Below are 22,541 nucleotides of genomic sequence, written 5' to 3'. Positions count from 1 at the left end.
CTTTGCTCAGATTGACTGCAATCCTCTGATAATCTCGGATGCTGTTACATAGGAAGCACTGCTTTTTTCTTCCGCAGCCTCTCCCGCCTTTCCATGCGCATATGCCGCCAGTGCCGCTGTTTTGGCAAGGCTGATTTTTTTCTCGTTTTTTTCACACTGACGTTTTGCTGCAAAGGCGCCTGTGATTCCCGCGAGCACATCGCCGCTTCCCGCCGTCGCAAGCGCACTGCTTCCGCTTGTGTTTATGTAATACTGCTCACGCCCTTCCTCTGCTGTCACGGTTACGGAATCCTTTCGTACACAGCAGGCCTGGTATTTTTCGGCTGCCCTTCCGGCGCTTCCTGCCGGGTCACGCTGGCATTCTGCAATGGTCATGTGCAGCAGCCGTGCAAGCTCTCCTACATGAGGCGTTAAAATTTTTTCTGCCCGGCAGCCCGAAAGAATCTCTGCATCTTCTGCAATCAGGTTCAGCGCATCTGCATCCAGAACAAGAGGAACTTCTGTGTGCTGCACCGTAAAAACGAGCAGTTCTTTTGCCGTCCGGCTTTTGGAAAGTCCCGGTCCCGCAACAACAGCGTCCGCCCAGGCGAGATCCTGCAGCAGGGCTTCTTCCGGAAGCGGCTCATCCTCCTTCCAGAAATCCGCCATTGCTTCCGGCAGGGCACAGAAAAGCGGCGTACGGTTTCTTTCCTCTGTCACAACCTTTACCATGCCGGCACCGGATGCAAGGACTGCCCTGGCACACAAAACAGCGGCTCCGCACATGGCACCGGAACCGGCAAGTACCAGCACCTTTCCGAAGGTTCCCTTATTTCCCATCGGCGTGCGGGTAAGAAACCGGTCCAGATCTTCTTTTTCCACTGAACCGTACCAGGGCGTCTCCTCTTCTCCTGCATCAAAGCCGATTCCGATATCACGGACCAGGACCTCTCCGGCATATCGTTTTCCGGGATCAAAGAGAAGCCCTGGCTTTGCACAGGCAAATGTCACCGTGGCTCTGGCTTTCACCGCCGCATCAAGGACCTCTCCGGTATCCGTGTGGATCCCCGAAGGGATGTCCACGGCAAGAACAGGAACACCGCTTGCGCAGATTGCTTCCACTGCCCTCCGGTACTCCCCTGCCAGCGGACGGGATACGCCAATTCCAAAGATGGCATCTATGATAACAGTATATTCCCGGAAATCCGGATTCTTAACCTCACGGACCCCATAATTTTCCGCAATTTTCTTCTGTGCTCTCATGCCTTCACTGTATTTTTCCGGATTTCCAAGACAGAACAGTTCCGCATCCACCCCTTTCGTCTTTAAAATCCGTGCAATTGCCGCACCGTCCCCTCCATTATTTCCGGGACCGCACACAGCAAGGACTTTTCCTGTATCCCATGTTCCATTTTGAAGCTCCTCCACGCAGGACAGCGCTGCGCGCTCCATCAGTACCAGGGACGGTACCCCCATGGTTTCGATCGTATTGCGGTCTGCCTGCTTCATCTGTGCTGCTGTAAGAATCCGTTTCATCGCTTTTCCTCCTTTTCCTTCCTTATCCGGAAAGTGAACAGAAAAAGTCTCCGGTTTCCCGAAGACTCTCCTGCTTTTGTTTTGGTTTCTTAATTGTTCTTTGGATGCTCCGCCTCATATCTGGTCAGATTGTAGGAGAGACGCATCAGACTTTCGGAAAGATGGACGTTCTCGACGATCACATCTTTCGGAAGTTTTAAGTTTAGATCGGTATGTGCAAAATTCCAGATTGCTTTTACACCGTTGTCCACGAGAATCTCTGCCATCTCTACCGCTTTTGCTTTTGGCAGTGTCAAAGCCGCAATCTCTACATGGTGTTCCTTGATAAATTCCGGAAGCTCGTCCGCCATGCGGATTTCAATTCCGCGCACGGAGATTCCTTTTAATACCGGGTTGACGTCAAAAATACCGACCGTTTTGAATCCGCTTCTTTCAAAGGCCGCATAATTGGCAAGCGCCTGTCCCAGATTTCCGGCTCCGACAAAAATCATATTGTGGACTCTGTCCAGACCTAAGATTTTTCCAATCTCGCTGTACAGATACCGCACGTTATAACCATACCCCTGCTGGCCAAAGCCGCCGAAATTATTTAAGTCCTGGCGAATCTGGGAAGCTGTCACTTTCATCCGCTCGCTCAGCTCACCGGAAGAGATCCGTTCTACTCCGTCCTCCAGCAATTCGCCCAGGTAACGATAATATCTAGGAAGTCTTTTGATAACTGCCCGCGAAATTCCTTTTTCTTCCAAGATAAATTCCTCCTTATTTACACCTGCATATATTCATATTATATATGGTTGATAGAAAATTGTCAAAGATTTCTTGAAATTTTGTGTATTACTCTCTATAATAAGGATGGTGTGTTATGTCAAAATACAGAAATATGTTATCTGGAGGAACCACATGATTCTTGCATGTCAGAATATCTCGAAAGCATTCGGGACAACGGAAATTATCAAAAATGCATCTTTTCATATAGAAGAACGCGAAAAAGCCGCACTGGTCGGCATCAACGGTGCTGGAAAATCGACGCTGTTAAAAATCATCATCGGCGAAATGAGGGCCGATGAGGGAGAGGTCATCCTCTCCAAAGGAAAGACGATGGGCTATCTCGCCCAGCATCAGGATCTGACCGGACACCTTTCCATTTACCAGGAAGTGCTGACCGCGAAACAGAATCTGATCGATATGGAGGAACGCCTCCGTCAGATGGAAAGTGATATGAATACAAAATCCGGTGCAGAGCTGGATGAACTTCTTTCCACCTACACCCGCCTCTCCCATACCTTTGAACTGGAAAACGGATACGCGTACCGCAGTGAAGTCGTCGGTGTTTTAAAAGGTCTTGGCTTTTCCGAGAGCGATTTTGAAAAACAGGTGGACTCCCTCTCCGGCGGTCAGAAGACCCGCGTGGCACTTGGTAAACTGCTGCTTACCAAACCGGACATCATTCTGCTCGACGAGCCGACCAACCACCTCGATATGGACTCGATCTCCTGGCTCGAAACGTATCTTTTAAATTACAGCGGAGCCGTCCTGATCGTCTCCCATGACCGTTACTTTCTCGACCGCGTTGTCACAAAAGTCGTTGAAGTGGACAATAAAAAAGTAACAACTTTTGAGGGAAACTATACCGCCTACAGTCAGAAAAAAGCAATGCTCCGTGAAGCCGCTTACCATGCCTGGGTCAACCAGCAGCAGGAAATCCACCATCAGGAAGAAGTCATTGCAAAGCTGAAATCTTTCAACCGCGAGAAATCCATCAAACGCGCCGAGAGCCGTGAAAAAATGCTGGACAAAATGGATGTGCTGGAAAAGCCGACCGAAGTACGCTCCGATATGCGGATCCGTCTGGAACCGCGCATCACAAGCGGAAACGATGTGCTGACCGTCGAGCACCTCTCCAAAGCCTTCCCGGGACAGACGCTTTTCCAGGATCTGAATTTCGAAATCAAGCGCGGCGAGCGCGTGGCAATCATCGGAAACAACGGAACGGGAAAAACGACGATCTTAAAGATCTTAAACGAAGTCATCCGCCCGGATGCCGGCTCTTTTACACTTGGAAGCCGTGTACAGATCGGTTACTACGATCAGGAGCATCAGGTGCTCCACATGGAAAAGACCATTTTCCAGGAGATTTCCGACGCGTATCCATATCTGACAAACACCGAAATCCGAAATGTGCTGGCCGCCTTCCTGTTTACAAACGACGATGTCTTCCAACCGATTCATACCTTGAGCGGCGGTGAGCGCGGACGAATTTCCCTTGCCAAGCTGATGCTCTCGAACGCCAACTTCCTGATCCTCGACGAGCCGACCAACCACCTCGATATCGTCTCTAAAGAGATTCTGGAAAATGCACTGAAGGACTACACCGGAACGGTGCTATATGTCTCCCACGATCGTTATTTTATTAACCAGACCGCAACCCGGATTCTGGAGCTGACGGGACAGACACTCGTCAACTATATCGGAAATTACGATTACTATCTGGAGAAAAAAGAAGAGCTGACCCGCATCTATGCTCCTGCTGCCGATGCCGCCGCTCCGGAAGAAACAGCGGCTCCTTCCGAAGCCTCCTCCACAAAGCTGGACTGGAAAGCGCAGAAAGAAGAACAGGCACGTCTCCGCAAGAAAGAAAACGAGCTGAAAAAGACGGAGAAACGAATTGAAGAGCTTGAGACACGCGATTCGGAAATTGATGAGGAAATGTCGAAACCGGAAGTCGCAACGAATGTGGCAGAGTGTGTGAAATTAAGCAAAGAGAAAGCAGAGATTGCCGCGGAACTCGAAGAGCTGTATGAAAAATGGGAAGAGCTTGCCGAATAGACCTGGTTTTCCCCGGAAAAATTCAAAACAGAAAAAGCCGGTCCGGCGCATCCCTTTTTGCGGGAATGCCGGATCGGCTTTCTTTTTTGCTTCGTTTAATTATTTCTCCAGCTCCTCGCGGATGGCCAGGATGAAATCACGGCTGTTTAATACGGTCGGATTTTCCATGGTGGTGATCAGCGCAAGGTCTTTTGTCATTTTTCCACTCTCGATCGTTGCGATCGTTGCTTTTTCCAGACGGTCTGCAAATGCGGAAAGTTCTGCGTTTCCATCCATTTCCCCGCGTTTTCTGAGTGCGCCGGTCCATGCAAAAATGGTGGCCACGGAGTTGGTGGATGTCTCCTCACCTTTTAAGTGACGGTAATAGTGGCGCTGTACGGTTCCGTGCGCAGCCTCGTACTCGTAATATCCGTGCGGGGATACGAGAACAGAAGTCATCATCGCAAGGGAACCGAAGGCGGAGGATACCATGTCGCTCATGACATCGCCGTCGTAGTTCTTGCAGGCCCAGATAAAGCCGCCCTCTGCTTTCATGATGCGGGCAACGGCGTCGTCGATCAGAGTGTAGAAGTAGGTAATGCCTGCTTCTGCAAATTTCTCTTTGTACTCTGCATCGAAGATCTCCTGGAAGATATCCTTGAAGCGGTGATCATACTTCTTGGAAATCGTATCCTTGCTTGCAAACCACAGATCCTGTTTCGTGGACAGTGCGTACTCGAAACAGCTTCTCGCAAAGCTTTCTATGGAGTTATCCAGATTGTGCATGCCCTGAATGACACCGGCGCCGGTGAAGTTGTGGATCAGCTCTCTTGTCTCGGTGCCGTCCTCAGCCGTATAAACCAGCTCTGCTTTTCCCGGTCCCGGAATGCGCATTTCTGCATTTTTATAGACATCTCCGTATGCATGACGGGCAATCGTGATCGGTTTTTTCCAGTTGCGCACGCACGGCTCGATGCCTTTTACGACAATCGGGGTACGGAAAACGGTTCCGTCGAGCATGGCACGGATCGTTCCGTTCGGGCTCTTCCACATTTCTTTCAGATTGTACTCGGTCATACGCGCTGCATTCGGCGTAATGGTGGCACATTTGACTGCTACACCGTATTTCTTGGTAGCGTTTGCGGAATCTACGGTTACCTGATCGTTCGTCTCGTTTCTGTGTTCCAGTCCCAGATCGTAATATTCCGTTTTCAGGTCAATAAACGGGAGAAGCAGCTCATCTTTGATCATTTTCCAGAGAATTCTGGTCATCTCATCTCCATCCATCTCTACCAGAGGAGTGGTCATCTGAATTTTTTCCATAGTAGGCCTCCTTTTTCTATTCACGTTTATTGTATAAAGTATCCTATAGCTTGTCAAGTCAAAATTCGCCTGATTTTTTGGCATTTTCCCATAAATTCACACAATTTTTGCAGGATGAGAGGTGTTTTCCTTCATTTTTCTTTTTTTATGCTGCCGCACAGTGTCTCACAGAAGAGACAGAAAACGGTCTGTTTGAAGCATCCCATGCCCCTGACGGTTGCGCGGAAGGCCAAGGTCTCTCGCCGATTCGCAAAGCAGCATTTTCGCCTGGACATTTGTAAGATCCGGAACCCGTTCAAGTGCCAAAGCCACGGCTCCGGACACCCGCGGTGCCGCCATCGAGGTGCCGCTCTTCACCACATATTCCTTCCTGCTTCTTCCAGGCGCGCAGGAAATGAGACGTTTTCCAGGCGCGACAAGATCCGGTTTGCAGACGCAGTCCCGTGTCGGGCCGCATCCGGAGATTCCTCTTCTTGGCTCCAGCAGATCGCCCGCTCCCACGGTGATCACTTTTCTGCTGTTCCCCGGCGCCGTAATACTGCCCGGAGCGGGCCCCAGATTTCCGGCCGCTGTCACAACAGTGATCCCGTCATCCCAGGCGCGCTCCACCGCCTGTACTAGCAGATCATCCACCGTTTTTTCCTGCTCTGTTGTTCCCACTGAAATATTTAAAATGCGGATATTAAGTCTTATTCGCTCTTTGCACACCCAGTCAATCGCCGCGAGGATATCCTGCTTTCTTCCATTTCCCCTTCGGTCCAGAATCTTCACTACGACAAACCGGCATCCCGGTGCCGCACCCTGGTATTTTCCGCCGGACGCTCTTCCACTTCCGCCAAGGATACCACAGACATGCGTTCCGTGTCCATTGTCATCGTAAGGCGTCTCCCGCCCGTACACAAGATCCCGGAAGGCTACAATCCGGCCGTCAAAATCCATATGGGGAAAAATCCCTGTATCCAGCACGGCGGCTGTAATTCCTTTTCCTGTCAGATTTTCCTGCTCTTTCATCCATAAGCCCCTGTGTATTCTTATCTTATGGTATGCAAAAAAGGCTGCCTTTCGCAAAGAACAGCCTTTTTGTTTTTCTTTTCTATACTTAAAACTGAATCTGCTTTTCCCCTTTCCGTTTCCAGAGAGCTGCTGCAAGCGGGATGCCGCAGAGCTCAGCCAGGACAAAGGCGCCCCATATCAGATTCAGGTTTCCAAATCCTTTGAGAAGAAATGCAAACACCAGCGGCAGAATCGCCTGGCGTGTCATGGATATGTACATACTTTCTTTTCCAAGGGAAAGTCCCTGCAACGCCGCCTGATAGATCAGGCCTGGAATCGAAAGCAGATAGGCCACTGCCAGAATGCGGAGCGCCGGGACTCCAATGCGCATCAGATTGTCCGAGGCATCATATTGTATGTATGGCAATAAAAAACAGGAAGATATCTGCCAAAACCGTTTCGGTAAAGATCTTCCTGTCCTTTTTTCAGAAACTTTTCAAAAACATTACTTCTGCTGCTCCATTCGCTTCAATTCCGGCAGAACCAGAATCAGCATGGTGATAAAGCAGAGACTTCCGCCGATTACGTTTGATACCGGTTCGGCAAGGAAGACACCGTCCGTTCCCATGTGGAGTACGTACGGCATCAGATAGGTGAGCGGTACAACAATGAAGACTTTTCGGAGCAGGGAGAAAAAGATCGCCTGTTTCTTTTTATTCAGAGATTTGAATACGGTCTGTCCAATGTACTGCAGATCCATGAAAATGAATGCTGCAAAGTACTGCTTCAGAGCCGGAACCGCATCTGCGGTCAGTACCGCATCCGAACTGAAAATACCGATCAGCGCATGCGGCGCCAGAACAATCACGCTCCACATCACTGCGGTATAGCCGAGGATCATCGCACTCATGACACACATCGCCTTGCGCACGCGGGCCGGACGGCGTGCACCGTAATTATAGCTCAAAATTGGAGAAGTTCCCTCATTCATTGCATAGATCGGTGTCTCGACGAGCTGACGCACGCTCGATACGATCGTCATAACAGAGATGTAAATATCACCGCCGGTCACAGAAAGTACATTGTTGCAGCAGATCGTGACAAGGCTGTTGGTCAGCTGCATGATAAATCCGGCGGTACCGAGACTGACAATATTTTTCGCATAGCCTGCACACTCAGAAATTTCATCTTTCCGCACAAAGCGCACTTTCAGTTCCGATTTCCGGGTCAGGAAATACAGAACGAACACGGCGGAAAGTGTCTGGGAAATCACAGTTGCAATCGCAGCCCCCTGCACACCAAAACCAAATACAAAGATAAACAGCGGGTCAAGCAGCAGGTTTGCGACCGCTCCGATCGTGACGGAAAGCATGCCAACGGTCGAATAGCCCTGCGCGTTGATGAACGGGTTCATGCCGGTTGCCACCATCGACGGCAAAGTTCCGATCAGATAAATCATCATATAAGGATACGCGTATACCATCGCATCTGCCGATGCACCGAACAGCGACAGCAGTGGACGAGCAAACAAAAAGCCGATCACCATCAGTATGACAGCACAGACACATACCATGGAATACGACGTATTCATAATACGTTCCGCCTTTTTTTGATCATTCTTTCCACTCTCAATCGAAAACAGCGGAGCGCCGCCGCTTCCAAACAAGTTGCTGAATGCTGTGATGATAACGATCAGCGGAAAGCACAGACCGACTGCACCGAGTGCCGCCGTTCCTACCTCCGGGATCCGCGCGATGTAGACGCGGTCTACAATATTGTACAGCAGACTCAAAATCTGAGCAACCAGCATCGGGAGCGCTGCCCCGAAGATGTTTCCGGTTACGGTTCCATGTTCGAAATCAATTCGTTTCATTTGTTCCCTCATTCCCTTCTTTTTCACTTGCTTTTCAGTATAGCATGGCGTATTCTATATGTAAATTATTGTTTTTATATTGAAATTGAATAATTTTTATATAGTTTTTTCAGGAGGATTTTTATGGAACTTCGACAACTCGAATACTTCCGCGCCATCGTGGACGCGGGAACCATCAGCGGGGCGGCACGGGTGCTGCATATGACACAGCCGCCGTTAAGTTATCAGATCAAAATGCTGGAGGAAGAGCTTCAGGTGCCTCTTCTCATCCGCGGTACAAAGAAAATCACCCTGACCGAGGCAGGAAAAACACTGTATGAACAGGCAGGAACGCTTCTGATGCTTGCGGATCTCACCAGGCGCGAAGTCGTAAAATCCAGTCAGTCTGCGACACTCCACATCGGCATGACGCCATCCACCGTTTCGCTGCTCGCCGACTATCTCCTGCGATTTTCCCGGAAATACCCGCACATCCATTTTGATGTCCACGAGTTCTACCTTTGCTTTAAAAGACCAGCTCGAAAATCACATGGTGGATCTCACCACGCTCCGCACGCCAATCGTTTTAAATGGTTGCGAGACGAAGACCCTTTTAAAAGAGAGCATCACCGCCATGGCACTCCCTTCTCACCCGCTTTTTGCCGGGCGTGAAACCCTTTCGCTTACGGAACTTGCCGAGCAGCCGCTGATTCTGTCGAACCGCTACCGGAAATACATGCTCTCCGCTTTCGAGCAGGCGGGTCTGTTCTGCGATATCTATCTCACCTGCGAGGACGCCCGCACGGCAATGACAATGGCAGAAAAAGGCCTTGGCATCGCTCTTCTGCCGGCCTCCATGCTGAATCTTACCCATAAATTAAAGGCCTGCACCATCACAGATGCAGACCTTACAACCGAAATCCTGCTTGCCTGGCGCAAGGGGCGCCTTCCGTCTGAACTTCGGGCTTTTCTGGAATTGTGGGATGAAAATGACTCCCTCAATAATCAAATTCATGTTCCCCAACCGTAATCGTCTGCGTCAGTTTTTCATTCAGATACGGTTTACGAATCTCAATTAGATTCAGAACGGTGTAACCACGCTTTCCCAAAAATTCAATCATCCTGTGGTTATTGGGATGGACATAGTTGTAAACCGTATCGTTTCCATAAGAAGCTGCAATTTCTTCTGCCTTGCCATGCAGTGCGGCAGCAACTCCCTGCCGGCGGTACTCTTCTCTGACAAAGATGGATTCCACCCACACCACCTCGCTCTCAATACGACAGACAACATAACCTGCGTATTCGCCATGCACCGTGGCGGCAAACACTGGAAATCCTGCTAAAAGGTATTCCTTCATTTCTTCCCGTCCGTCTTCCACGTTCGGTTTTGATGCAATTCCTTTATAGGAACGCAGTTCTACTCGAAACAGCGCAACCATTTCTGCAAGGGCATCGTTTACCTGCCTGATTTCTACCAGTTCTATTTTTTTCATGGTTTCTCTCTCCTGCCACTGTCGTTCTTTTTCCTATTTGCAATTCGTCTCGCTGCTCATATCCGTGATCGAAGTATATCAGGCTTCTTTTCTCTTGCGAAACAAATATTCATCCAATTGTTTCCGAATCGTTTCCGGTATTTCTCTTGCCACCGGGCAGACCGCTGCGTTTGCGAATCTTCCGGTAAATACTGTCAGGAAATCAATATCTTTTTGCAGCTGCTCCATCGACATCACATCTTTGACATCGTAGCGGCAGTGAATCGGGGCGACATTTCCGTTGGCAATACGCGCAAACGAAACAGCCGGAACCCCATGATCGGCAAATGGTGTGGAATCACTGGAATAGACGCCGTTTTCTGCCGCAATTGGAAATCCAACTTCTGCAGCCATATAGCTGATGTAATGGGTAAGCTTTTCTTCTGCCGATACACAGGCGATAAATTTTCCCATATACGTTCCGATCATGTCCAGATTGATGTTCAGTACTGTTTGTCTCAGTTCTTTTTCATGATCTCTGACATACGCTTTTGATCCTAAAAGTCCTCTTTCTTCGCTTCCGCAGAATACAAACCGAAGACCATAATTCAGCTCTTTCCCTTTCATCTGCTCCATGATTCCAAGAAGCCCTGCGCATCCGCTCATGTTGTCATATGCACCATGCGAAAGCGATGTCGTATCATAATGCGCGCTTAAAACGATCCATTCTTCTCTTTTTCCCGGCAATTCTGCAATCACATTATGGGATTCTCCATCGTATTCCTTCTGCCGGATTTCCAGACGGATCTGTTTTACTTTATTTTTCACAAGTTCTACTGCCTGTGCGGAGTGAATCATAGCGCAGAGCACTTTCTTTTCCTCTCCGACAACGGCTTCCCGAAGATCTCTCTGATCAATGTCTGTATGTGGGTAATAGCTGTTTCCATATTGGAACAGAATCGCTTTCGCGCCTGCTTTCATCAAATCCTGGTACGCAAAAAATCCGATTCCCTGCGTATCCATCAGCACAATTTTATCTTTTGCACCGGCAACGGAAACCGGATCGGTTCCCGGCATATAGTAGAGTTCGCCTTCCACGCTTCCGCTTCCGCAGCATGTGAGCGCTTTGCATGGAATTCCCATCCCGTCTGCATACAAATGTGCCTCTTCGATTTCGCCCATTGCAACGCGGAAACTTTCCAGTTCTGCCGGGACTCCTAATGTCTCGCACTGCTCCTTTAAATAATTTGCAACCTGCAATTCTTCTTTTGTGCCGCTTGCATGCACAAAATCTGTCTGGTCAAAAATAGATTGTAATTTCATTATATTTACCTTCCCTTTCTTCCTTTAGTCAAGCGGATATTCGCAATCCGCTTTCGCTACTTGCTCATAACCAAAATCGAAATCCCATTTGTAAGCGCAAGCCAGATTTTCATGATTTACGCTTTTCCATGTTGCGCCCAAATATCAGAGAGACTCCATCAACCCTTTGATTCCCCGTTCTTTATAGATATCTTTATAGTATTGGACCTCATCTTTAATCAATTCATCGATCACCTGCATGCCAAGCAGTTCCACCGGCGCCTGGTCATCTGTGAGGATATAATTTCCTTTTTGATATTCTGTAAGATTTGAAGCAACTTCCTGCATCATATTTTTCAGATTTGCATTTGTAAGTTCGCCTGTATGCTTCGTCAGATTCTTTCCGATGTCCGGATCGTCCGACGCAAAGAGTTCCCGGTTGGATGATCCCGCCACATCGACGATAACCTCGGTAGTAAAGACACTTCCAATCGTATCTGAAAGGTACTGATTGATGTTTCCCTCTTTCGTTCCTCGCATATTCATATTTACCACCATGACGCCATCGTCCTTCAGATGCGATTTCACCAGCGCAAAGAACTCTTTCGAGGACATCTGGAATGGAATTGTGATGTCCTGATATGCATCAACCATAATCACATCATATGCTTTCTGCGAGGCGTTTAAAAACGCTCTTCCATCGTAAGTAGTCACCGGAACATCCTCTGAGAGTGAGAAATATTTCCGAGAGAGATCCGTGATCTTCTCATCAATTTCTACGCCTCGATATTCATGTCCCCAAAATATTTCCTGCACTGTGTGGCGTAGGTTCCCGTACCCATGCCAAGGATCAGCACATCCATCTGATCTGTCGGCTTGTCTTTGAGCATAAGCGGCGCCGCCATCGCATAATCATAGTACATTCCGGTCAGTTCATCCTGCTTCATATAGACAGACTGTACGCCAAACAGAACATTGGTAGACAATGCTACTCTCTCATCATTTTCGTACACCTGAAGATAGTTGTATACAGACTCTCCCTCATATGTCAGGTTGTTTTCCCAGAATGCGAAGGAATCGGAATAACCTGTTCCACAGCAGAACGCGAAAATAAGTACCGATGCAATCACTTTCTTTTTCCCTGCTTTTCCATCACAAAATACACGATGGATAACGCAAGTAAAATTCCCGCAAAGATCAGAAAAGTGATCGATGTTCCAACCGCAGGGATCGTAACAAACGTCGGCACAAAGGTACCAATAATGCTGCCGATCGTATTGAATGCTCCCAGTGTTCCCACCGTTTTTCCGTTATCATCCAGATTGCTCACCGAATATTTGACCAGCGACGGAGTTACCGTACCCAGTAAAAATAACGGGAACACAAAAATTACCATACAGGCCACAAACGCAGCCAGGATCAGAAAATTGTTATTTACGGAAAAAATCAGAACCGCAGAAATGCCAACAATGATATATTTTCCGACCACGGGAATTAACGCAATCCATAAAGCAGCTACGATGATACGTCCATAGAGCTTGTCCGGATTGGGCGACTTGTCCGCCGTTCTGCCTCCATAGATATTTCCCAGTGCCATAGCAATCATGATGGTTCCGATGATGATCGTCCATACAATCTGTGAAGAACTAAAATACGGGGCAAGCAGCCTGCTCGCACCAAGTTCTACCGCCATCACAGACATTCCGGAAAAAAATTCTGTCAGATACAAAAATAACTTGTTTTTTAAGATGCCACGATTTTTTCTTTCCATGTCGACTCCTTTTTTATTTTATCTTTTTGCTGCCATCATGCCGGCAAAAGAGTGAAACATACCGCAAAATGGAACGCACAGAATGCGGAAATGATTTTTCAAACGCGCTCTACTATCATACTATAGACTTCTTTGGAATTTTGCAATATATTTTTCCATGACTCTTAATGTCCAAACAGCCATCCCATAATTTTTTCATCCCGACAGAACAGATAACCGCCTCCGTGCTGATAAGTCACTTTCGTTCCTGCAAAGTAATTTTTCTCTTTTATATCCAGTACCAGCAAATTGTCTATTTCGGATTTTGCTAAACCCTGCTCTGCATACAGCTCATATAAAATCTGATACGCTTCTTTAAACGGTTCTGATCCATAATATTCATCACTTTCGCCAATCACAAAATAGACCGGTGTTTTTGCCTCTGTCACCGGTTCATATACTCCATCCCATTTGGAGCTGCACATGAGCGCTGCAGTAAACAGTTCCGGCTTTTTTCCCAGGATCAGCGCCAGCGTTTCTCCTCCGCCGGAATAGCCGTTACTATATACTTTTCCGGATTGATCTTATAATTCTCAAGAAGATACTACGTCAGCTCGATTGCCTGATCCGCGGATGTCTCACCCCAGTCATTTAACTGCGGTGCTACGATAATTATCTCCGAATTGTATTTTTGTGCCTCAAAACCAAAATCCTCTGTCCTGATATTTTCCCCCACACCTTGAAAGTACAGTCCCTGATAGCCGGGCAGTGTTACATATAATGCATATTCTTTTGTTCCGTCATAAGAATCCGGAATATATACATTATAATGAATATCCCCCTCCTGCTCCGAATGCAGGACACAATCCAGGATAAATCCCCGGTATTTCTCACTTCCTATGGTAACATTTTCCACTTTTTCCGGTTCTGCTGCCCCTTCTGATGCTGCTGTTCTTTCTGTTTCTTCCAGCTCTGTCATTTCTTCTGTATCCTTTGAATCCTCTATCTGTTCAGATCCCGCTGCCGGAACATCCATATTCCTTTTTCCAGCGCTTTTAAAAAACTGTCTGGATAGCAGAAGCGATATAGCAAAAATAGCAAAGCAAACCGTAATCAGCATTATTTTTCTTTTTGTCATAATGTGAATTCCTCCTTTTTTTACTATTTTTAATCATAGCAAAACGAGACCTCCATAAGAAGTCTCGTTTTTTTTCAGTCATAACCTTTCCGTTTATTCTTCTGGTCAAAGCTCTACCACTTTCGTTGCCAGCTTTTTGGCAAACCTTGCATCATGCTCCACGATCAGCATCGTTGGCTGGAACTGCGCAATCAGTTTCTCAATCTGCATCCGTGAAAATACATCAATATAATTCAGCGGTTCATCCCACAGATAGAGATACGCAGGTGTTAAAAGGCTGGCAGCAATCAATACTTTTTTCTTCTGTCCCTCGGAAAATTCCTCCATGTTTTTTACAAACTGTTCTCTGTCCAGATCCAGGCTGCGCAACATGGAAAGGAGCATTGGCTCATCAATTTCCTGCTTTTTGGCAAATTCTTTCAGCGTTCCGGACAGATGCGAGGTATCCTGGTTGATATAGGAAATAACGAGATTTGAGGCAATCGAACAGGTACCCGTTGCCATTATATTTTCGCCGGAAAGATTTTCGCATCCGGACATCGTAATTTTCCGCTTTTCGATTCCGCCATTGGAAGAATTTTGCAGGTTCTGCGTCAGAATATACTTGATCAGGCTGGATTTTCCACAGCCATTTTTTCCTTTCAGAAAAACACGGTCTCCTTGTTTCAGTTCAAAATTCAATCCGGTGATCACATGTTCTTTTCCATCCCGATATTTTAAGGAAAAATCCCTGCATTCGATCAGCCGTTCTTTGTAATGGGAAAGCGGCATAATCTTTAAATCTTTTACCGTTTCGATATCTTTTAACAGCCCTTCCTTTTTCTCGATCTCCCGGTCCATTCTCTCCTCGTACGCTTTGACGCGCGACTGCATTTTCTTCGTCTTTGCTCCGATATACGATCGTGTCGATATCGATCTGTCATGTTCTTTGGCTGGATCATACCCAATCTTGGTATTTTCATTTTTTTCTGCCCAGCGCGAAGAACGGTCGGCGGCTGCCTTTAGTTTTCCAATTTCTTTTACATGTTTTTCATGTTCCATTCTGGCGAAGTTGTCTGCTTTTTCCTTATTTTCCCACCAGCTGGAAAAATTGCCGCTCTGCACTTCGATCGAGGCCCGGTTTAAAACCAGCACATGATCGATACAGGCGTCCAGCAGATCCCTGTCGTGGGATACCAGAATAAATCCTTTTTTTGACGCCAGATATTTTTTGATAATCTCTCTGGCGTCCTGATCCAAATGGTTGGTGGGTTCATCGATCAGCAGAAAATCATTTTCACCGGAAAAAAGGACTGCAAGCATGACCCTGGTCCGCTCCCCAAAGCTTAACGTACCAAATGGTCTGTACAAAAGTTCTGCGTCCATATCCACTTTTTCCAATTCACAAAGAACTCTCCAGCTCTCTACTCCCGCTTTCCAGTCTTCCATCAGCTCCGCTGCTGTCCGTTCCAGATCTTTTTGTTTCACCGGATACGGAAAATAATCGAAGACAACCGATCGGGTGATCGCTCCCTGGTATTCGTATTTTCCCAGGAGTAACTGAAGAAACGTTGTCTTTCCCTTTCCGTTTCTTCCCACAAAACCAAGCTTCCAGCTAGTGTCGATTGAAAACGATACATTTTCAAAGATTGTATCATAACTTCCTTCATACCCAAAGGTTAGATTACTGACATTGATCTGTGCCATAAAAACTCCCTTCTGCCTGTTTTTCTTTTTCTCACGGCATAAAAAATTCTGCCTAGAGTATTTAAAAAGCGAGCCCGCTTTGCGTACGCAAAACAGACCCGCATCCTAAACAGACACAGCGTGCATGGCACTGGTGTCGGAACATAACGAATCGTCTAAGTATCTAATTTAAGCGTACACAAAATAACCCGTTTCAAACAGGTCTTACCAAAATACAATTGTGTTTTCCAGCTTAAATTATTTCAGATACATTCCCTCACCTTTACACGTTCATGTTCTTTCTTTTTTCTATTCATGCTTTAAAGCGTCTTCGAAAAGCATTTTTCAAATATGCTCTATGCATAGTTGGACAATATCACAGATTTGCTGATCTGTCAATGCCAAACTAATTTCTCAGCATCTTTCCATTTTACATAAAAATAGTACAAGACCTTCCAAAAATGCCAGATCTCTGGGCTGGAACATCCTTTTCCACTCAGAAAAAATCCCCATGCCGGATCAAATGCCCGGGTTCAGCTACCAGAAACTGCTCATCCCATTCTCCCGACACCAGTTTTTCCAGGATTCGGTTACTTCCCTGCACATAGTCCAACGCTGCATGAATCATATCTGCATTTTTCTGCGCCTGCTCCGCATACGCAAGTTCATAACAATCATTATACCCGGTATCAATGATATCCAGAAAATAATACTGGTCAAACCACATGTGGAACAACGTTTCTTCATCTAGTCCCTGAAATTCCTTGGATGCTTTCCGATAATCTTTCAATAGTGATAACACAGAAAATTTTTCGGGCTCATCCTCATAAAGATACAGATGCCCGCTCTCCTTGCGGTTGGGGATGTACCGGTCATCTGTGGCTAAAAGCAGGGACACACAATCATCTACTCTTGGAATCACAGTCCTTACCTGTGCCCGCACCTGGTCCCAAACTCCTCCGCAAAATCCCATGGCAGCCAGAATCGTATCCGGCTTCCTTTTTCTTTTTTCCAGTTCCTGCCAGATCACCGTTTTCATAGTCGCCGGCTCTACGTGATAGATCCGGTCAATGACTATAATCGGATAATTGGTATGCATCTTCTCCTGTGCCCGTTTCACATAACGTTCCAGCGAACTGCAAGTCAAAATGACGGTTTCTTTTTCCATATTCGTGCTCCTCGTACAATATATAAAAATTGATTTATCTGCGTCGTTTACCGTAAGTTTTTCTTTCTATGTTATACTACAATAGTTTTGATGTTGGGGTCAAAACCATAAATAACTTTGTCCTCTATTTCTATAAAGAGTTTTCTGAAATTCAATGCTGCTATCTTGGAACCGAAAAAGAACTTGCCCCGCTGTTTCCCACGAGGTATCTTTTCCAAGTGGTAATTCTTGCGTATATTCGATGGAACAGTTTCCACTCCATTACGCAGCCTTGTATAATTTTTGAATTCTTTGCTATTCATGTTCCGTTGGATTTTCGCACGTTCATGCGCTGCTTTGGATGTTACTATTTTTGCAACCTTCTTAAAGATCTTCGGCTTGCATTGATCCTGCTACGGACAGTTGGCACACTGCTCATGCAGAGAGGAAACGGCACACTGATTGCTTGGTTTCATATAAGAACAGCTTTTCGGTGCATGGCCGGCTGGACATCGGAGGACTTTTGTTCCCTCTTCGTTGAATTCAAAATCAGCAAGGATATCCGGAGCCGGTTTCTCCGTCAGACTTGTGGTAATCAGTTCTACGTTTTTATGAGCTGCAAGTTGTGTGTTTTCTGTTCCACTATATGCTCCATCCGTGACTATAACAGTCCGTTCTTCCTGGTTATCCATCTGCGCAAGGTGCTCCTGGATAAACTGACTGTCACTATGGTTGTTTTGCTCATACTGGTACTCTGTTACAACAGAACCATTGGCTCCAACGGATTCTTCAAGATTAGCAGCATATCCTCGATGCTCTTTTCCTGCTTTATTCCGGAATGTCGCTTCAGGGTCAGAAGGATTCTGCAGCATGGTTGATTTCATGCCGCCGTCTTCTTTCGTGCGGAGTCTTCGGTTTTCATTTTCAACAATGGTCTGTTCTGACAGGCATCTGACAAACAGATCATACTCTGTTGAATCATTGTAATCAGACTCACACAGGGCAAGAAGTTTATCCGCATCCGTTAAGAGCTGCTTCATGCGCTCATCTGCATCGGTACTGCGCTGATGATAAATCACTCTGTTAAAATCGTTAGGATCGATATAATGTTTTAAATCGTCAGACAGAGCGGAACCATTGATTTTATTCACATACATCACCAGCTTTGCAATGCAGGTGTATATCAGTTCCATTCGGCTGAGCCTGCGGACGTTGGATTCGATCATCATGGAATCCATACGCCTGACTTTACCGCTGATTCCCACCAGTTTTGCAATGGAAGCACTTAAATCTTTCACACAATCATGATAAAGATCCTTGTTGTGAAGTGTTTCATAATCATAGCACCTCTTGGGGAAACGGCTTAAGGTCTTGTCACTCAAAGACTGTTCTTCAAAACTTGTTGTGTGCAGTGCGTACTGAATTCGAAAATCCAGCATAAGATTTTCGACCATCTCGTCATCGGAATAATCAAAAAGCTCTTTGATAATGAGCGCACCAACAATCACGTTGACCGGAGTATTCGGTCTGGATGCCTTATCGCTGTATAAGACAGAAAAACGCTTTTCATCAATGGCAGGAAATATTTCATCGGCAAAGACTTTTGCCCAGGATTTTTCCAATGCTTTTTGTTCTCTGGCAGTTAATCCAGAAAAACTATCTGTAAATGACATTTGCTGGTAAGTATTTTCTTTGAATGACATAGAGATTGCCTTCTTTCCTACTAAGATATCTCTATTATACAGCAAGTAAACCATTTAGGCTTGTATTTACTACAAAATATATGAACTTTTCAAGGTACTATAGAGGGGCTTTTGACCCCAACATCATAGTTTTAAAATAATATAAAGCAAACGGATAAAAATATTTTCTCCGTCATAAACTTCAAAAAGAGAGGGAAAAACTTATGATTTTTTATTTTACCGGAACTGGTAATTCGCTTTGGGCTGCAAAAGAAATTGGAAAAGAGCTGAATCAGCCTGTTGAGAATATTATAAAACAGAAAGCAATTTTTTCTGCAAAAACGATATAATCGGTTTTGTCTTTCCTACCTACATGAGCGATCTGCCATGGATTGTAAAAGAATTTTTATTGAAGTTAACGGTCAATCCTGACTGCTATACTTTTGTCGTCATGACTTCTAACAATGGAAAAAGCGGAAATTCTTTTGTCAGCCTAAGTCAGGCACTTTCCCGCAGCGGTGCAAACCTGTCGGCTGTCTTTGATCTGCAGATGCCAGGCAACTGTTTAATCAGCTCAGAGCAGGAAAATCTGGAACGACTGAAAAAAGCACCGGAACGGTTAAAATCTATCATATCTTTTATAAAAGAACAAAAAACAAACTTTACATCTGACGGAAGTCTGCCAAAAGAAGATTTTGTTACTGCATCGTATTTTTATGGAGGACATTCCTGTGCAGCCTGTTATGCCTGTCTTCACTGGTGTCCCAAGAATGCTACCCTGCTTAAAGTTCCATTTTTGAAACATCGTCCGCAGTATCATCATCCAGATGTAACGCTGGCGGAAATCAAAGAATAAGTCTGTAAACGGCGCCCCCGGTCCTGCATCCAAATGATCTGCAGGGCCGGGGCGCTTTGCAATTTATGTGCGTGTAAGATGTTGGCTTTTTATTTTCGCTCCGTCTCGCATACGATGATATGTTTGCTCTTCTCATACCCGGGAACTTTCCGGTCCGTGATAAAAATCGGTTTTTCAAAGTCTGCGAAGGTAACGGAACTGATGCTGTTAAATTTGCTTGCGTCACAGAGGACGTAGCACTGGCGGCACTGCTCCATGGCGGTCTTTTTGATTACTGCTTCATTGACATCCGGCGTTGTGCAGCCGCTTCTTCTTGTGACACCGTTGGTGCCGAAAAAGCCTTTGGTGAAGTGGTATTCCTGAATCGTGCGGATTGCCTGGTTTCCGACGACGGCTTCTGTGGAGCTTTTGAGCTCGCCGCCTACCAGAATGACCTTAAACCCGCGTGATGCCAGCCGCCGTGCGTGGTCAACGGCGTTTGTCACGAAAACGGCGGAGGTTGCCCGGATGAAATCGATCATATGCGCCGTTGTCGTTCCCGCGTCGAGAAAGACGAAATCGTCCGGCTCGATGAGGGATGCCGCATATTCTGCGATTTTCCGTTTGGCATCGCAGTTCAGCTCATTTTTCTGTGCAACGGTGTACTCGTGTGCCGTCACCTTCTGGCCGGCTTCCACGGCGCCGCCGAATACCTTTTCCAGCTTGCCCTCCTTGTCGAGCGCTGTGATATCGCGGCGTACCGTGGACTCCGATGTATCGAGAAGATCCCGGACTTCCGTCACGGTGATGCTTCCCTTTTCTTTTAACAGTTTCAAAATTATCTCATGTCTCTGCTGTGTTAACATTTCTTTCCTGCCTTATATTCTGCCACGTTTGTTTCCAGAATGATCTTGCGGAGCGGAAGGATGCTTCCCGGAGAAACGGAAAGTTCATCTACGCCCATCGCAAGGAACTCTTTTGTCAGCTCCTGGTCAGCGCCGAGTTCGCCGCAGATACCGGCCCAGATGCCGGCTTTGTGTGCATTCTCCACAACCATCTGAATCATGCGCAGGATCGCCGGGTGATGCGGATCAAAGAACGGATCCAGCTTTGTGTTCTGGCGGTCGATCGCGAGGGTGTACTGACTGAGGTCGTTCGTTCCGATACTGAAGAAATCAACCTCTTTTGCCAGCTCATCGCTGATGATGGCAGCCGCCGGGGTCTCGATCATGATACCCTGCTCTGGATTTCCGTACTCAATGCCCTGCTCAGCGAGAGAAGCTTTTACTTCCTCCACAATCGCTTTGATCTGGCGAACCTCGCCGACACTTGTGATCATTGGATACATAATGGCAATTTTTCCATATGCGCTTGCGCGGAACAGCGCGCGAAGCTGTGTCTTGAAGATCTCCGGCCGCGTCAGGCAGATGCGGATCGCACGGCAGCCAAGTGCCGGGTTCTCCTCTTTTTCCATCTCGAAATAATCGCACTGTTTATCGGCACCGATATCGAGGGTACGGATGATGACGCGTTTTCCCGCCATCGTCTCTGCTGCCTGTTTGTAGATACGGAACTGCTCCTCCTCTGTTGGATAGTGATCCTGCTCAAGATAGATAACTCGCTTCGGAACAGGCCGATGCCGCCCGCGTCGTTCTGCATGACAGCCGCAAGGTCTTTGATGTTTCCAATATTAGCATACAGCAGAATTTTCTGTCCGTCCAGTGTAATATTTTCTTTTCCCTTTAAGGTGAGGAGCAGTTTTTTCTTTTCCTCCTCCTCGGTGCGACGCTTCTGCATGGCAGCAAGAGTCTCCTCGTCCGGATCAACATAGATGGTTCCATCGGATCCGTCCACGATGCCGAGCTTTCCGTCTACGCTCTCATCCAGCGGAAGCGGTGTTCCGACCAGTGCCGGAATCGCCATGGTTCTTGCAAGGATAGCGGTGTGGGAATTTAAAGAACCGTGTACGGTAACAAAAGAAAGAACTTTGTCCTTATCCATCTGTACCGTCTCAGACGGCGCAAGGTCATCTGCCACGATGATCGCCGGTTCGTCGTTTAAGGATGCGTCGGTGTCGTCTCCGTTTAAGATGGAGATCAGACGCTCGGAAATATCCTTTACGTCTGCCGCGCGCTCTCTCATGTAATCATCGTCCATGGCAGAAAACATCTGCGCAAAGTTGTCGCCTGTCGTTGCAACGGCATACTCAGCGTTGACGCCCTGGCTCTTGATAATATTCTCGACGGACTCGTTGTAGCCGTCGTCCTCCATCATCATCTGATGTACCTCGAAGATCGCTGCATTGGCCTCGCCAACCTCTTTGCATGCTTTTTCATACAGAACGCCAAGCTGTGCGATTCCTTTTGCCTTTGCTTCCTCAAACCGTGCCATCTCCGCATCCGGATTTTCTACTTTCACACGTTTTACCTGACGCTCATTCTTTTTGTATACGCGGATCTTTCCGATCGCAATGCCGGAAAATACGCTTTTTCCCTGATAAATCTGCATAAGTTTTCTCCACCTTTGTTCTCGATATCCGAATTTTCTGTCCAGACAGCCGGAGCGTGTTTAAAAAGGATTTCTTAGTTTCAGAAAGTTTTTCAAACACGCTCCTGCCGATTACTATATTGTAATTCTCCAGAGCCCCATCTCAATTCCGCTTACGCTCCATTTCGATGTGGCTTCTCGCCATATGGAATTCCAGAAAAAGCACTCATTCATGCAAGCATGATTCGCACTTTTTTCTTCCATTCCGCATGGCTCTGTAGAATTACAAGTTCTCTTTCATGAAATTGCTGATTGCTTCGTATGCAGCATCTTCATCTGCTCCATCGAAGGTCAGGGTAACTTCTTCGCCCTGTTTTACAGCCAGTCCCATGATGCCGAAGATGGCTTTGCAGTTCATGGCTTTTCCGTCTTTTGCGATCTTGATATCACAGGAAAATTCTTTGACTGCTTTTACCAGCATTCCTGCCGGACGAGCGTGGATTCCTTCTGGATCTGTTACAACATACTTAAATTCTTTCATGATTTTTTCCTCCCATAGGATCTTTGATATTTTT

Annotated in this window: 24 protein-coding genes and 2 pseudogenes; 6 read left to right on the top strand and 20 right to left on the bottom strand. The window is 46.8% G+C overall.

The annotated features are described in order from the left end of the window. Positions 1 to 6: 6 nt before the first annotated feature. Both DW965_RS06990 and DW965_RS06985 read right to left on the bottom strand, forming a co-directional pair. Positions 7 to 1,515, bottom strand: coding sequence for a bifunctional ADP-dependent NAD(P)H-hydrate dehydratase/NAD(P)H-hydrate epimerase (locus DW965_RS06990; protein ID WP_022462573.1), 1,509 nt, complete (start codon positions 1,513 to 1,515; stop codon positions 7 to 9). A gap of 89 nt (positions 1,516 to 1,604) precedes the next feature. Further along, positions 1,605 to 2,261, bottom strand: coding sequence for a redox-sensing transcriptional repressor Rex (locus tag DW965_RS06985; RefSeq protein WP_022462574.1), 657 nt, complete (start codon positions 2,259 to 2,261; stop codon positions 1,605 to 1,607). A gap of 154 nt (positions 2,262 to 2,415) precedes the next feature. On the opposite strand from DW965_RS06985, the gene DW965_RS06980 reads away from it, so the two are divergent. After that, entirely contained in the window at positions 2,416 to 4,341 is a 1,926-nt protein-coding gene (locus tag DW965_RS06980) for an ABC-F family ATP-binding cassette domain-containing protein (RefSeq protein ID WP_117508975.1), read from the top strand. A 99-nt stretch (positions 4,342 to 4,440) separates the two neighbouring features. Here the strand turns inward: DW965_RS06980 and DW965_RS06975 are convergent, their stop codons facing one another. The 4 genes from DW965_RS06975 to DW965_RS06960 form a co-directional block, all read right to left on the bottom strand. After that, positions 4,441 to 5,643, bottom strand: a complete 1,203-nt coding sequence (locus DW965_RS06975) for an NADP-dependent isocitrate dehydrogenase (RefSeq protein ID WP_055217983.1) — start codon at positions 5,641 to 5,643, stop codon at positions 4,441 to 4,443. Positions 5,644 to 5,808: 165 nt separating this feature from the next. Then, positions 5,809 to 6,654, bottom strand: a complete 846-nt coding sequence (locus tag DW965_RS06970; RefSeq protein ID WP_117508976.1) for a S8 family peptidase — start codon at positions 6,652 to 6,654, stop codon at positions 5,809 to 5,811. Between the two features lie 88 nt (positions 6,655 to 6,742). Then, positions 6,743 to 7,027 (bottom strand): hypothetical protein, encoded by a 285-nt coding sequence (locus tag DW965_RS06965; protein ID WP_117508977.1) that lies wholly within the window; start codon positions 7,025 to 7,027, stop codon positions 6,743 to 6,745. A gap of 114 nt (positions 7,028 to 7,141) precedes the next feature. After that, on the bottom strand, positions 7,142 to 8,509 hold the full coding sequence (locus DW965_RS06960) for an MATE family efflux transporter (protein ID WP_117508978.1): 1,368 nt from the start codon (positions 8,507 to 8,509) through the stop codon (positions 7,142 to 7,144). A gap of 123 nt (positions 8,510 to 8,632) precedes the next feature. Between DW965_RS06960 and DW965_RS19840 the strand changes: the two genes are divergently transcribed. Both DW965_RS19840 and DW965_RS19835 read left to right on the top strand, forming a co-directional pair. Beyond that, positions 8,633 to 9,160, top strand: a complete 528-nt coding sequence (locus tag DW965_RS19840) for a LysR family transcriptional regulator (RefSeq protein ID WP_243036470.1) — start codon at positions 8,633 to 8,635, stop codon at positions 9,158 to 9,160. Continuing rightward, positions 9,042 to 9,518, top strand: a complete 477-nt coding sequence (locus DW965_RS19835; protein ID WP_243036475.1) for a LysR family transcriptional regulator substrate-binding protein — start codon at positions 9,042 to 9,044, stop codon at positions 9,516 to 9,518. Before DW965_RS19840 ends, DW965_RS19835 begins: the two co-directional genes overlap by 119 nt. On the opposite strand, the gene DW965_RS06950 is transcribed toward DW965_RS19835, so the two are convergent. The 5 genes from DW965_RS06950 to DW965_RS21040 all read right to left on the bottom strand — a co-directional run bounded on the left by DW965_RS06950 (position 9,487) and on the right by DW965_RS21040 (position 13,033). Continuing rightward, a complete protein-coding gene (locus DW965_RS06950) occupies positions 9,487 to 9,981 on the bottom strand; it encodes a GNAT family N-acetyltransferase (RefSeq protein WP_055267834.1) in 495 nt (164 codons plus the stop codon). The genes DW965_RS19835 and DW965_RS06950 overlap by 32 nt on opposite strands. 78 nt (positions 9,982 to 10,059) lie before the next feature. After that, on the bottom strand, positions 10,060 to 11,283 hold the full coding sequence (locus DW965_RS06945; protein ID WP_055227880.1) for a M28 family metallopeptidase: 1,224 nt from the start codon (positions 11,281 to 11,283) through the stop codon (positions 10,060 to 10,062). A 144-nt stretch (positions 11,284 to 11,427) separates the two neighbouring features. Beyond that, positions 11,428 to 12,078 carry a fused MFS/spermidine synthase gene (locus DW965_RS21050; RefSeq protein WP_330420980.1) on the bottom strand — a complete coding sequence of 217 codons (651 nt, stop codon included), beginning with the start codon at positions 12,076 to 12,078 and terminating at the stop codon, positions 11,428 to 11,430. Further along, a complete protein-coding gene (locus DW965_RS21045) occupies positions 12,039 to 12,392 on the bottom strand; it encodes a hypothetical protein (protein WP_330420979.1) in 354 nt (117 codons plus the stop codon). Before DW965_RS21045 ends, DW965_RS21050 begins: the two co-directional genes overlap by 40 nt. Then, entirely contained in the window at positions 12,389 to 13,033 is a 645-nt protein-coding gene (locus tag DW965_RS21040) for a fused MFS/spermidine synthase (protein WP_330420978.1), read from the bottom strand. Before DW965_RS21040 ends, DW965_RS21045 begins: the two co-directional genes overlap by 4 nt. A 51-nt stretch (positions 13,034 to 13,084) precedes the next feature. Between DW965_RS21040 and DW965_RS22495 the strand changes: the two genes are divergently transcribed. Further along, complete coding sequence (locus DW965_RS22495; RefSeq protein ID WP_373141018.1) at positions 13,085 to 13,159, top strand: DUF6783 domain-containing protein; 75 nt, start codon at positions 13,085 to 13,087, stop codon at positions 13,157 to 13,159. Positions 13,160 to 13,197: 38 nt separating this feature from the next. Here the strand turns inward: DW965_RS22495 and DW965_RS19830 are convergent, their stop codons facing one another. From DW965_RS19830 to DW965_RS19820, 6 genes and pseudogenes are all read right to left on the bottom strand, one after another. After that, complete coding sequence (locus tag DW965_RS19830; RefSeq protein WP_227093461.1) at positions 13,198 to 13,461, bottom strand: hypothetical protein; 264 nt, start codon at positions 13,459 to 13,461, stop codon at positions 13,198 to 13,200. A 155-nt stretch (positions 13,462 to 13,616) separates the two neighbouring features. Beyond that, positions 13,617 to 14,150, bottom strand: coding sequence for a hypothetical protein (locus DW965_RS19825; RefSeq protein ID WP_227093459.1), 534 nt, complete (start codon positions 14,148 to 14,150; stop codon positions 13,617 to 13,619). 105 nt (positions 14,151 to 14,255) lie between these two features. Beyond that, entirely contained in the window at positions 14,256 to 15,836 is a 1,581-nt protein-coding gene (locus DW965_RS06930) for an ATP-binding cassette domain-containing protein (RefSeq protein ID WP_117508980.1), read from the bottom strand. 475 nt (positions 15,837 to 16,311) lie between these two features. Next, positions 16,312 to 16,983 (bottom strand): DUF1638 domain-containing protein, encoded by a 672-nt coding sequence (locus DW965_RS06925; protein ID WP_055227877.1) that lies wholly within the window; start codon positions 16,981 to 16,983, stop codon positions 16,312 to 16,314. Between the two features lie 71 nt (positions 16,984 to 17,054). Then, positions 17,055 to 17,360 (bottom strand): annotated as a pseudogene (locus tag DW965_RS22065) (hypothetical protein); the annotation flags it as partial. 15 nt (positions 17,361 to 17,375) lie between these two features. Beyond that, a complete protein-coding gene (locus DW965_RS19820) occupies positions 17,376 to 18,665 on the bottom strand; it encodes a transposase (RefSeq protein WP_243004525.1) in 1,290 nt (429 codons plus the stop codon). Positions 18,666 to 18,868: 203 nt separating this feature from the next. Here DW965_RS19820 and DW965_RS20385 point away from each other — a divergent pair, with 203 nt between their 5' ends. After that, positions 18,869 to 18,994, top strand: a complete 126-nt coding sequence (locus DW965_RS20385) for a hypothetical protein (RefSeq protein WP_256359687.1) — start codon at positions 18,869 to 18,871, stop codon at positions 18,992 to 18,994. Positions 18,995 to 19,053: 59 nt separating this feature from the next. After that, positions 19,054 to 19,500, top strand: coding sequence for a hypothetical protein (locus DW965_RS06910; protein WP_117760316.1), 447 nt, complete (start codon positions 19,054 to 19,056; stop codon positions 19,498 to 19,500). A gap of 89 nt (positions 19,501 to 19,589) precedes the next feature. Here DW965_RS06910 and DW965_RS06905 read toward each other — a convergent pair whose 3' ends face one another. From DW965_RS06905 to DW965_RS06895, 3 genes and pseudogenes are all read right to left on the bottom strand, one after another. Then, positions 19,590 to 20,345, bottom strand: a complete 756-nt coding sequence (locus DW965_RS06905) for a DeoR/GlpR family DNA-binding transcription regulator (RefSeq protein WP_055265168.1) — start codon at positions 20,343 to 20,345, stop codon at positions 19,590 to 19,592. Beyond that, a pseudogene (gene ptsP / locus DW965_RS06900) lies at positions 20,339 to 21,987 on the bottom strand (phosphoenolpyruvate--protein phosphotransferase). The gene DW965_RS06905 and the pseudogene ptsP overlap by 7 nt, the downstream one beginning before the upstream one ends. A 262-nt stretch (positions 21,988 to 22,249) precedes the next feature. Then, on the bottom strand, positions 22,250 to 22,507 hold the full coding sequence (locus tag DW965_RS06895; protein ID WP_022463097.1) for an HPr family phosphocarrier protein: 258 nt from the start codon (positions 22,505 to 22,507) through the stop codon (positions 22,250 to 22,252). Positions 22,508 to 22,541 lie beyond the last annotated feature (34 nt).

Source organism: Blautia sp. AM47-4 (assembly GCF_003479865.1).
Taxonomy (GTDB): Bacteria; Bacillota; Clostridia; order Lachnospirales; family Lachnospiraceae; genus Fusicatenibacter; species Fusicatenibacter saccharivorans.
Note: the sequence above shows the minus strand (reverse complement) of the source record. Positions and strands in the feature narration are given on the sequence as shown.

What these genes read in the sequence shown, in the direction of transcription:
- DW965_RS06990 (WP_022462573.1), bottom strand. Translation starts at nt 1,515, where the DNA reads ATGAAACGGATTCTTACAGCAGCACAGATGAAGCAGGCAGACCGCAAT.
- DW965_RS06980 (WP_117508975.1), top strand. Translation starts at nt 2,416, where the DNA reads ATGATTCTTGCATGTCAGAATATCTCGAAAGCATTCGGGACAACGGAA.
- DW965_RS06975 (WP_055217983.1), bottom strand. Translation starts at nt 5,643, where the DNA reads ATGGAAAAAATTCAGATGACCACTCCTCTGGTAGAGATGGATGGAGAT.
- DW965_RS06970 (WP_117508976.1), bottom strand. Translation starts at nt 6,654, where the DNA reads ATGAAAGAGCAGGAAAATCTGACAGGAAAAGGAATTACAGCCGCCGTG.
- DW965_RS06965 (WP_117508977.1), bottom strand. Translation starts at nt 7,027, where the DNA reads ATGCGCATTGGAGTCCCGGCGCTCCGCATTCTGGCAGTGGCCTATCTG.
- DW965_RS06960 (WP_117508978.1), bottom strand. Translation starts at nt 8,509, where the DNA reads ATGAAACGAATTGATTTCGAACATGGAACCGTAACCGGAAACATCTTC.
- DW965_RS19840 (WP_243036470.1), top strand. Translation starts at nt 8,633, where the DNA reads ATGGAACTTCGACAACTCGAATACTTCCGCGCCATCGTGGACGCGGGA.
- DW965_RS06950 (WP_055267834.1), bottom strand. Translation starts at nt 9,981, where the DNA reads ATGAAAAAAATAGAACTGGTAGAAATCAGGCAGGTAAACGATGCCCTT.
- DW965_RS06945 (WP_055227880.1), bottom strand. Translation starts at nt 11,283, where the DNA reads ATGAAATTACAATCTATTTTTGACCAGACAGATTTTGTGCATGCAAGC.
- DW965_RS21040 (WP_330420978.1), bottom strand. Translation starts at nt 13,033, where the DNA reads ATGGAAAGAAAAAATCGTGGCATCTTAAAAAACAAGTTATTTTTGTAT.
- DW965_RS19825 (WP_227093459.1), bottom strand. Translation starts at nt 14,150, where the DNA reads ATGACAAAAAGAAAAATAATGCTGATTACGGTTTGCTTTGCTATTTTT.
- DW965_RS06930 (WP_117508980.1), bottom strand. Translation starts at nt 15,836, where the DNA reads ATGGCACAGATCAATGTCAGTAATCTAACCTTTGGGTATGAAGGAAGT.
- DW965_RS06925 (WP_055227877.1), bottom strand. Translation starts at nt 16,983, where the DNA reads ATGGAAAAAGAAACCGTCATTTTGACTTGCAGTTCGCTGGAACGTTAT.
- DW965_RS19820 (WP_243004525.1), bottom strand. Translation starts at nt 18,665, where the DNA reads ATGTCATTCAAAGAAAATACTTACCAGCAAATGTCATTTACAGATAGT.
- DW965_RS20385 (WP_256359687.1), top strand. Translation starts at nt 18,869, where the DNA reads ATGATTTTTTATTTTACCGGAACTGGTAATTCGCTTTGGGCTGCAAAA.
- DW965_RS06905 (WP_055265168.1), bottom strand. Translation starts at nt 20,345, where the DNA reads ATGTTAACACAGCAGAGACATGAGATAATTTTGAAACTGTTAAAAGAA.
- DW965_RS06895 (WP_022463097.1), bottom strand. Translation starts at nt 22,507, where the DNA reads ATGAAAGAATTTAAGTATGTTGTAACAGATCCAGAAGGAATCCACGCT.